This window comes from Elioraea sp. (assembly GCF_051860475.1).
Lineage (GTDB): Bacteria > Pseudomonadota > Alphaproteobacteria > Acetobacterales > Acetobacteraceae > Elioraea.
This window is the reverse complement of sequence record NZ_JBHYDW010000192.1, coordinates 1-3,048: the sequence shown is the minus strand read 5'-3', so window position 1 is coordinate 3,048 and position 3,048 is coordinate 1. Positions and strand designations below refer to the sequence as shown.

Genomic DNA, 3,048 nt, shown 5'->3' with positions numbered 1-3,048 from the left:
CAGAGGCGGAGGCGAGCATGGTGACACTGCCCGACGGCACGCGCGTGCCCGCGCTCGGCCAGGGGACCTGGCGCATGGGCGAGGATCGCCGCGCCCGCAAGGCCGAGGTCGCGGCGCTCAGGCTCGGCATCGAGCTCGGCATGACGCTGATCGACACCGCCGAGATGTATGGCGAGGGCGGGGCCGAGGAGGTGGTCGGCGAGGCGGTCGAGGGGCGCCGCGACGGCCTGTTCATCGTCTCCAAGGTCTATCCGCACAATGCAGGGCGGCGCGCGGTGGCCGCGGCCTGCGAGCGTTCGCTGCGCCGGCTCGGCATCGACACGATCGACCTCTACCTGCTGCACTGGCGCGGCTCGGTGCCGCTCGCCGAGACGGTCGAGGGGTTCGAGGCGCTGAAGCACGCGGGCAGGATCGCGTGCTGGGGCGTGAGCAACCTCGACGTCGCCGACATGGAGGAGCTCTGGTCGGTCGGCGGTGCCGCCTGCGCGACCAACCAGGTGCTCTACAACGTGGACGAGCGTGGCATCGAGTTTGACCTGATCCCGTGGTGCGCCGAGCGCCACATTCCGATCATGGCCTATTCGCCGGTCGGCCAGGGCGGACGGCTGCTGCGCCACAAGGCGCTGGCCGGGATCGCCGCGCGGCACGGCGCGACCCCGGCGCAGGTCGCGATCGCCTGGACGCTGCGCCTTCCCGGCGTGATCGCGATCCCCAAGGCGGCCGACCCTGCGCATGTGCGCGAGAACGCTGCGGCCGCTGCGCTGCGTCTGACGGAGGAAGACCATGCCACGCTCGACGCGGCCTTTCCGCCGCCTGCGCGAAAGCGTCCGCTCGCGATCCTCTAGGCCGCGTCCGCTCCGCATCCTCTGCGTCGGCGGCGTGAACCTGGACGAGGCGATACGGCTCGACGGCCCGCTGACGCCGGGCGAGGGCGCGATCGGCCGGTCGCTCGGGCCACGGCCGGGCGGGGGTGCGGCGATCGCGGCGGCGGCGCTGGCGCAGGCCGGGCACGCGGTGACGGTCGCCGGCGTGGTGGGTGACGATCCGCACGGCGTGATGCTGCGCGCGGTGCTGGAAGAGCTCGCGCTCGACGTCTCCGCCGTGCAGGTGAAGCCGGGTGAGACCACGCGCGCGCTCGTGCTGATCGAGCCCTCGGGCGAACGCACGATCGTCGGCGTCGGCGGCTACCGCGCCGAGGAGCTTGACGGCGCCGCCCTGCTCGGCGGCGGCTACGATGCCGTGCTGACCAAGCTGCACGCGCCGGATGTGCCGAAGATCATGGCGGCGCACTGGGCCAAGGGCGCGCTGACGGTCGGCGTGCTGCCGCGGCGCGGCCGCGCCCCGCTCGCCGCGCAGGTGCTGATCGCCTCGGAGGCGGACCTCACGCCGGAGGAGCGGGGCGAGCCGCTGCTGCTCGGCCGATCGATGTGCGGCGAGGCGCTGCGCTGGGTGGTGGTCACGCGCGGTGCGCGCGGCGCGGACGCATACGGGGTGGACGGGTCGCACCACGCGGCACCGGCGGAACCCGTCGCGGTGGTGGATGTCACCGGCGCGGGCGACGTGTTCGCCGCCGGGCTGATCGATGCGCTGCTGCGCGGCGAGGGGATCGAGGCCGCCCTGCGCCGCGGCACGTCCTGGGCCGCGCGGCACATCGTGCACGAAGGGAGCCTGCCGCCCGCGGGCGTGACGGTCACGTCCTGATCAGCCGCGCGGCGAAGAACCCGTCCATGCCGCCGCGCTCCGGCCAGAGCGCGGGCGTGGTGCGCAGGACCCCGTCGCGCGTGATTGCCTCCGGCAGGCCAGCGAGGTCCGCCGGCGCGATCGGGTCATGGCGTAGTGGAAGGCGTGCGCGCGCGATCGCGCCCTCGCCCTCGTCCGCCTGGAGGCTGCACACCGCATAGACCAGCCGCCCGCCCGGCCGCAGCATCGCCGCCGCGTTGGCGAGCATCGCGTCCTGGATCGCGGTCAGGGACGCGATCTCGGCGGCGCGCTTGTTGCGCAGGATGTCAGGATGGCGCCGGATTGTTCCTGTGGCGGTGCAGGGCGCGTCGAGCAGCACCGCATCTGCCGGCTCGGCCGGGCGCCAGGTCGCCGCATCCTCCTCGATCACCTCGGCGTCGAGGCTGAGACGGGTGAGGTTCTCGCGCAGTCGTGCGGCGCGTTCAGGCGAGCGTTCGACCGCCGTGACGCGCGCGCCGGCGGCGGCGAGCTGCGCGGTCTTGCCGCCGGGTGCGGCGCAGAGGTCGATCACGCGCTCGCCCGGGCGCACGGCGAGCAGCCGCGCCGGCAGCGCCGCGGCGGCGTCCTGCACCCACCACGCGCCCTCGGCGAAGCCCGCCAGGTCGGGCACGCGCGTGTTCGTCGTGGCAAGCCGGAGCGAGCCGGTCGGCAGCAGCTCGGCGCCGAGGCGTGCGGCCCAGGCAGCCGCGTCCTCCCCCGGCTTGAGCGTGAGGTCGAGCGGTGCCTCGCGCTGGTGCGCCTCCGCAATCGCGCGCGTCGTCTCGGGTCCGTAGGCGTCATGCCAGGCGCGCCAGAGCCAGTCCGGCGTGTCGAGCCGGGGCCCGTCGAGGCCCTCGAGCGCGGCCGCGCCCTCGGCGGCAATCCGTCGCAGCACCGCGTTGGCGAGCCCGGTGAAGGCCGTGCCCTTGGGCAGCGCGCGCACCGCGGCGACGGTCGCGCCGACCGCGGCATGGGGCGGCGTGCCGAGCAGCAGCAGTTGCGCCGCACCGATCCGCAGGGCATGCCGCACGGCATCGGGCGGGGACCGGCGCAGATAGGGTTCGATCACGGCATCGAGCGTGCCGAGCCGGCGCAGCACCGTGGCGGCGAGCAGATGCGTGAAGCCGCGGTCGCGCGGCTCAAGCCCAGTCACGGCGTCGAGCGCGTCCTCGAGCGTGCGGCGGCGGCCGAGCACCGTCTCCAGCAGCGCGATCGCGGCGCTGCGGGCCTGTGTTCCCGATCCGTCAGACTGCGCCGTCGTTCGCATGGCAGCGTTGGGCCGTGCGGCGGAGGGGCTGTCAAGGCCGGGGCCCCCGGCGGCGGGGGCGC

At 75.0% G+C, this 3,048-nt stretch carries 3 protein-coding genes; 2 read left to right on the top strand and 1 reads right to left on the bottom strand.

The annotated features are described in order from the left end of the window. Nucleotides 1-17 precede the first annotated feature (17 nt). Both ACTIFU_RS21645 and ACTIFU_RS21640 read left to right on the top strand, forming a co-directional pair. On the top strand, nucleotides 18-845 hold the full coding sequence (locus ACTIFU_RS21645) for an aldo/keto reductase (RefSeq protein WP_439580406.1): 828 nt from the start codon (nucleotides 18-20) through the stop codon (nucleotides 843-845). Continuing rightward, on the top strand, nucleotides 784-1,701 hold the full coding sequence (locus ACTIFU_RS21640; protein WP_439580397.1) for a carbohydrate kinase family protein: 918 nt from the start codon (nucleotides 784-786) through the stop codon (nucleotides 1,699-1,701). The genes ACTIFU_RS21645 and ACTIFU_RS21640 overlap by 62 nt, the downstream gene beginning before the upstream one ends. Here the strand turns inward: ACTIFU_RS21640 and ACTIFU_RS21635 are convergent. Continuing rightward, the gene (locus tag ACTIFU_RS21635; protein WP_439580405.1) at nucleotides 1,691-2,986 is read right to left on the bottom strand and encodes an RsmB/NOP family class I SAM-dependent RNA methyltransferase; all 1,296 of its coding nucleotides are present in this window, start codon (nucleotides 2,984-2,986) and stop codon (nucleotides 1,691-1,693) included. The two genes, ACTIFU_RS21640 and ACTIFU_RS21635, sit on opposite strands and share 11 nt — an antisense overlap. Between the last annotated feature and the right edge of the window lie 62 nt (nucleotides 2,987-3,048).